4 protein-coding genes are annotated in these 6,763 nt (G+C 39.4%); all 4 read right to left on the reverse strand.

Features of this window, described 5'->3' with window-relative positions:
* Nucleotides 1-466: 466 nt before the first annotated feature.
* The 4 genes from AACS98_RS00290 to AACS98_RS00305 all read right to left on the reverse strand — a co-directional run bounded on the left by AACS98_RS00290 (nucleotide 467) and on the right by AACS98_RS00305 (nucleotide 6,290).
* Entirely contained in the window at nucleotides 467-1,621 is a 1,155-nt protein-coding gene (locus tag AACS98_RS00290) for a hybrid sensor histidine kinase/response regulator (protein WP_066374861.1), read from the reverse strand.
* A 59-nt stretch (nucleotides 1,622-1,680) separates the two neighbouring features.
* On the reverse strand, nucleotides 1,681-2,127 hold the full coding sequence (locus AACS98_RS00295; RefSeq protein WP_066374862.1) for a response regulator: 447 nt from the start codon (nucleotides 2,125-2,127) through the stop codon (nucleotides 1,681-1,683).
* Complete coding sequence (locus tag AACS98_RS00300; protein WP_066374870.1) at nucleotides 2,075-4,378, reverse strand: sensor histidine kinase; 2,304 nt, start codon at nucleotides 4,376-4,378, stop codon at nucleotides 2,075-2,077. Before AACS98_RS00300 ends, AACS98_RS00295 begins: the two co-directional genes overlap by 53 nt.
* A 427-nt stretch (nucleotides 4,379-4,805) precedes the next feature.
* Nucleotides 4,806-6,290, reverse strand: coding sequence for a dolichyl-phosphate-mannose--protein mannosyltransferase (locus tag AACS98_RS00305; protein ID WP_066374871.1), 1,485 nt, complete (start codon nucleotides 6,288-6,290; stop codon nucleotides 4,806-4,808).
* Nucleotides 6,291-6,763 lie beyond the last annotated feature (473 nt).

Genomic DNA, 6,763 nt, shown 5'->3' on the forward strand with positions numbered 1-6,763 from the left:
AATATAAGAGGCTGTTTGTCAACTCTGCTCAAGTGAAAATTTGAGACGTTGCAATTCGGTTCAACATTCAGCAAAGCATCCCTAGATCAATAATCTATTCGCTGATTTCAGTTAAAACTTGATCATCCTGGCTTAAGCGAAGGTATGGGTTCCACTTAGCAAAAATGCCTCCAAAAATTCCCAGGATTGATAATACCTGAAAATCCGCTTGCTTGTGTGCGAGGAATAAAATCATCAGCAATTAAAGACTTATCATGAAAGCAGCAGGGGTTCCGATGGTCAGAGGATTAGGATATTTACAGTTTATTGGGATAAATTGGGGAATTATCACTAATTAGCTGCATTTTATATAACATCAACTTTGGCTGGCTAACTCTTAAATTACTCATACAAATTTATCCCCACTCTCACCTTGCTCAAGTCAGCTTACAACTAAAATTTAGCTGAGTCAACCACCAGATGATGTTCACGCCAATGGTAGTATAACAGTAAAGGTTGTGCCTACGCCTAACTCACTATTAACCCAAATATCACCACCGTGAGCATCAACACACCTTTTCACAATTGCTAATCCTAAGCCAGTACCAGAAATTCCCGCAACGTTTTCACCTCGATGGAAGGGTTGAAACAGTTGTTTCTGATCCTCTGGGGAAATACCAATTCCCCAATCTTGAATCTTAAAAATTACGCCGTTTTGTTGACCAATGACATCAAAATGAATTTTACCACCGGGTAAGGAATACTTAATAGCATTGCCGAGTAAATTGCCCAAAATGTGATACAGTAGAGTTTCATCTAGTAACGCGTCATGCAATCTTCCCGCACGGGTGAATTCTACTGTCAGTTGCTTTTCTCCGATGCTTAATTGGGCTTCTTGGACTAATTGGCTACAGAATAATTCTAAATCGATGGCGATGCGATCGCACTTCAGTTTACCAGATTCAGCTTTACCGATTAAGGAAACTTCATCTAATAGCTGTGCCATATTTTTCACGGCGGAACGAATCATTTCAAAATGATAGCGTTTTCTTTCCTGACTTAATTTTTCGCCACTATCTTGCAGTAACCCAGCAACTAACATGATAGTATTTAAAGGATTGCGAATATCATGGGAAAGCATAGAAACAAACTCAGATTTAAACTGATTAATTTCTTGAGCTTTTACCAGTTCCGCCGTACTTTCTTCGACGCGATTTTCTAGAGATTTATTCAGTGTACGTAATGTTTCTAAAGCTTGTTTGCGCTCAATCGCGTAAAATAGAGCGCGAACCAATACCTGAACATTTACCTGTCGTTTAACTAGATAATCTTGCGCCCCCTGACGCACTGCTTCAATAGCTAAATCTTCGTCATTAGTATTAGTAAGGACAACAATGGGTATACTAGGGTCTTGCGCGATTAATAAAGACAGAGAAGACAATCCCTGACTGTCAGGTAAAGTCAAGTCTAACAAAATCACATCATATCTGGCATGACTGAGTTCCTGAAGTGCTTCCCCTAATCGCTTTACATGAACTAGACTAAATTGTTTGGACTCAGCTTGGTGCAAATACTCTTGTAACAACCTAGCTTCTGCTAAGTTGTCTTCAATTAACAAAATTTTGACTGAGTGTCCAATCATGTTAGTCATTAGTCATTAGTCATTAGTTTTTCGCCGCCGCTTACCCCAATCCCCAGTCCCTACTCTGGTGGTAAAGTAACGGTAGATAGCCAAAACTCTTCTATTCCTTTGACGATGTGGAATAGTTGGCTGAGGTTGCGAGATTTGGTGATGTAGCAATTAACGTGTAATTCGTAGCTGTGAAAAATGTCATCCTCATTTCTAGAGGTTGTCAGCACGACTACGGGAATGCGTTTGAGTGCGGGATCAGTTTTGATTTCCGCTAAGACTTCTCTGCCATCTTTCCTAGGCAAATTCAAGTCTAACAGAATCAGGTCTGGTCGTGGCGCATCGGTATATTCGCCTTCTTGGCGCAGATAAGCCATTGCATCCATACCATCCCTGACTGAGACTACTTGGTGTGGTATTGAGCTATTTTTAAAAGCTTCTTGAATCAGGCGGATATCAGCTTTGTTATCCTCTACCAAAAAGATGATTTTGTGTTTTTCTTCCGTTTCTACGCTCACGCTCTCGACCTCCGACGGGAATGGTAAAATAGAAGGTTGCGCCCTCACCAAGTTGTGATTCTACCCAAATCCTCCCCCGATGACATTCGATAATTTTCTTACAGATGGCTAAACCCATACCCGTACCTTGATATTCGTCGCGTGTATGTAGGCGTTGGAAAATTACAAAAATGCGATCGCTAAATCTGGGATCAATGCCGATACCATTATCTTTAACTGAGAATAACCACTCGTCTTCTAACCTTTCTGCACCAACATGAATGCGTGGTGGTTCTTCGCTACGGAACTTAATCGCGTTAGCTATCAAATTCTGGAATAGCTGCATGAGTTGGGTACTACCAGCCATGACGCTTGGTAAAGGATCATGGGTAATTGTTGCCCCTGTTTCTATGATACGCTGTCTTAAATTACTCAGCGCACGTTCTAAAGCTTTCTCAACATCGGTAAGTTGAAAGGCGATCGCTTGCGTATCGACTTTGGAGTATGCTAATACATCATCGATCAAAGTCTGCATTAAGCTGACTCCTTCCACGGCAAAGTTAATAAATTCTTTCGCGTCTTCGTCTAACTCATCTTCATAGCGCATTTCCAACAACTGCACATAATTAGCCACTTGGTTAAGTGGTTCTTGCAAGTCATGGGAAGCGACATAAGCAAACTTTTTCAGTTCGGCGTTAGAACGTTCTAAATCTTGAGCAAGTTGAGCCAATTCATCAGCTTGACGCAGAACAATATTCACAATCGCCTTTCTTAATTCTAACGCCGCTTTGACTTCCACGGCTCGCCAAGGTAAGGAAGTCAGGCGTACTGTTTCTTTCCACAATTCAAAGGATTTTCTCGGACATAGGCGCACATTCCCCTCTGACTGACTAACTTCAAAAGCTTTATGTGGATCACCACCCCAATTTACAGTTTGAATTACTTCTGGTCTAAACCACAATACATAATTGCGGTGAGAAATGGGAATTGCTAACAACCCACTGGCGACATTTTTAAATCTCTCTCCATCGGGATAAACTTGTGCTAAAGAATCAGTGTAAAATACTTCTTCCTCAACATTATTTTTTAACCACTGCACCAAATAAACTAAATCTTCTTCTTTGGGAGTTTCGCCAATTAAAGTAAAATTGTCGCCAATACATACAGCCGCACCCTGCGCGCTGGTTAAATCTAAAAGATTTGGCTGATGTTTGATTAAACCATCTACAAAGTTGTCCTCTTGAGACATATATTCAACCAAAAGTGATTGAATATGAGTTAAATTGATGCGATAATCGTAATCTTCTGTTTCTTCTCTGGCGGAAATCTCCCCGAAGATAACTCTGCCTAAAAATTCGCAAGCTTTGCGTAATTCGTAAGAAACATATTTTGGGGTTTGATGGTGACAAGCAATTAATCCCCAGAGTTTTTGGTCTTTAATTAAGGATATAGTTAAGGAAGCACCTACACCCATATTGTGCAAATATTCTAAATGGCAAGATGCCGGACTTCTGAGGATAGAGTTAGTTAAATCTATCGGGCGATCGCTCACCGGATTATTATCTGGTACAATCTGCACAGGTTCAGCATGAGCATCTGGAATTACCCGAATCGAATTAGAAATAAATAATTTTCTGGCTGGGGTGGGAATATCCGACTCTGGGTAATGTAAACCTAAATATGATTCCAGACTATCAATTTTTTCTTCCGCCACAACTGAACCATGTCCATCATCATCAAATTTATATAACATCACTCGGTCAAAACCAGTGACTTTTCGGACTTCTTGGACGATAATCTGACAAAAGTCCCGCAGATTTGCTGTTTTCTCTAACTCATTAATCGAAGCTTTCGCCAGATGATAAAAGCTTAAAAAAGGAATATTTTCTTGAGTAATTGCCGGTTCTAATTCTAAAACCAGAAATCCCTCAGAATTGCGATGAAACACCGCATCAAACACAATGTAATCATCGCCTTTCTTGCGTACCCACAGTTTAGTAGGATTGATAAATTCAATATTACCTTCTAGCAGACCGGTTTTAATTCTTTCCATTTGAAAAGAATCGAGTAAATCATCTAGCGTCTTCTGTAAAATATCTTCAGCCTTAATGCCAAAAATAGACCAAGTATTGTTACTAACTTGTAAGATTGTTAAGTCAGGCTCTTCTAAAACTAAAAGTACCCCATGCGGTTGAATTTCACTATAAAGATGGATGGGAGCTTCTTTTAAGCTAGTAACATTAATTGTGGGTAAATCTATACTTATAGTCATAAAAATATCCTTTATCGTCTGGTAACAGCCAAATTACAGCAAAATTAAAGTTTTTAGCGGTCTGTTTGGGTTTACAATACTTAAAATTATGGTTTATAGTCAAACAATCAACAAACTCAGATTGAGCAGCCCTGAAAACATTTCCAGATAAAATTGTGTCTTACTTTCAGAGATGCTACTGAATTTAGCAGCCTGATATATATGCCCTCATCAACTTGTTCAGACTGCTTAACTTATGACTCCTCAGTAGTTGAATGCAGCTTTCTCTACACCTGCTTGCGTTACCAGTCTAACAACAAGTAACCATACATACAGATAAGAAATGTAAAATGTAGCTGATTAACCAAGCAGTTTATATGTAGCTATGTAAAGACTGTTGATTCTTGATGGTTGACTAATGACTAATGACTACTGAATAAAGACTAACTCAAACCCAAGAGTTAAACCACATCCGTAGTCTATAATCTTCAGGAGACAGAGGTAAACCTAAATAAAGCGGTAGCCAAAAGATAAAGGCAGCGATAATCATAAATGAAATTGTCATACCAACAGCGCGGAGTGGTAGATAATAACTGCGTAGACATTGATCTATGAACCAGGCGATCGCTAAAAATGCAAATACAACCGCCGTCATATAATGATAGATAAACGCGCACCTTGTCACCCTCACCCAAGGTAGTAAGTTGATGGCGTAATTCAAGACTATATATAAACCTATCCAAGTATCAACAGACAGTTGTGCAGGTAAAGATAACCGCTTGCGTTTAACTACAGCAACTACTACTGGTAATAACAACATTCCTAATAAAAATAATAAGGCAGCAAAACCAAACCACCATAAAAAAGGATTACCCATTGCATGAACATCATAATACACCTTTGCCGCACCACTAGGTAAAGGCGGCCCCAACACAGGTAGAGGTTCATTGATATTTTGTGCTGTTTGATAATAATAAGCCATTGGTCGAGTCATTAACGGCCATTTATACCAAGCAGCACAGTAAGGGTGAACAGAAGGACTATTTCCGCCCAGGCGTTCATGAAATGCTAAAATTTCTTGATGTACTCTAATAAATCCATATTTAGGATTGATTTGTAAATGGGGAATCCAAATCAAACTATAAACACTGACGGGAATGATGCCTAAAAATAAGATAAATTGCCAAAAGTTAATTTGGGTGAGCTTTTGTAATGATAGAATATTAGCAGCAGGAATAGACGGCTGAAGCGTCCACTTAAATAGTCGTTTAAGCAAATTTTTGGCTTGATTTCCGGCTATGAGTAACTGGTGTATCCAACCCAAACCCCATATTAGATACATACCAGCCAGGAAAAATAAACCATTCCATTTTGTTCCACAGGCAGCACCAAAAGCAACACCTGATAGTGTGAGGTAAAAATTACGTTTTTTTGACTGTGTGGATAATGCTAATAAAAATAGCCACTGTCCTAATAAACCAAATAATACAATATAAATATTAATTAAGGCATAGCGAGACTCAACAATAAATATGCCATCTAAAGCGGTGAAAAAACCTGCAAGTAAAGCAAAACCCCGTCGATAACTGATTTGATAGGCGATATTAGCAATAATTAGCGGGATAAATGCACCTGATAAGGCATTCATCCATCGATAACTTTCAGGCGATCGCAGTGAACCAGTGAGTCCATTTATCGGTTCTTGCCAAAAAGGAACATGACTACCAAGCCACATTCCTAAAGCTATCATATATTTACCTAAAGGTGGATGTCCATCAAAAAATTGTGTCTGGGTAAGATAGTTATTCGCAAACTTAGCATAATAGATTTCATCAAATACCAAAGTATTAAATCTATCGAGTCCCCAAAACCGGAAAGCGAGTGATATCAAAAATATCCCCAGCAAGCCAATGCGATACAGATTTTTAGTCATTAGTCAAGAGTCATTAAAGGTTTGTAGTGAGGACTTTAGTCCTCATCATCCTTGTCATCAGCAATCAGCCACTCACTACGAACTATATATTATCGAATAGGACGGCGACTAGCACCCATCTCTAACCCTGGGGTTGTGTTTTTCTGACTCGTTTCTGGGGTATGGGGTTGATTTATCTCACGCAGAGGCGCAGAGGCGCAGAGAGAGTCAGGAGTTATGATTTCAAGACTTTACTCCTTTTAGCAATGTCTGTTTTTCTTTAGATTTGTTGTATGTGTCTTTTGGTGTTGCTGAAAAGGTTATTTTATGTTTCGCGCATACCGCTAAAGCGGAACCCGCAGGGTAGGCGCATTCGCCGCAAGGCGTTCTCGCAGAGTAGGCGCAAAGAAATTGCTTCAGTTTATTGTTTCAATCCCTAATAACCCAAGTTGCGGGTAATAGAAGATAAAAGAGGATAGGGTTCGTGTAGGCAT

This window comes from Anabaena sp. CA = ATCC 33047, from assembly GCF_963870205.1.
Lineage (GTDB): Bacteria > Cyanobacteriota > Cyanobacteriia > Cyanobacteriales > Nostocaceae > Trichormus.

What these genes read in the sequence shown, in the direction of transcription:
- AACS98_RS00290 (WP_066374861.1), bottom strand. Translation starts at nt 1,621, where the DNA reads ATGATTGGACACTCAGTCAAAATTTTGTTAATTGAAGACAACTTAGCA.
- AACS98_RS00300 (WP_066374870.1), bottom strand. Translation starts at nt 4,378, where the DNA reads ATGACTATAAGTATAGATTTACCCACAATTAATGTTACTAGCTTAAAA.
- AACS98_RS00305 (WP_066374871.1), bottom strand. Translation starts at nt 6,290, where the DNA reads ATGACTAAAAATCTGTATCGCATTGGCTTGCTGGGGATATTTTTGATA.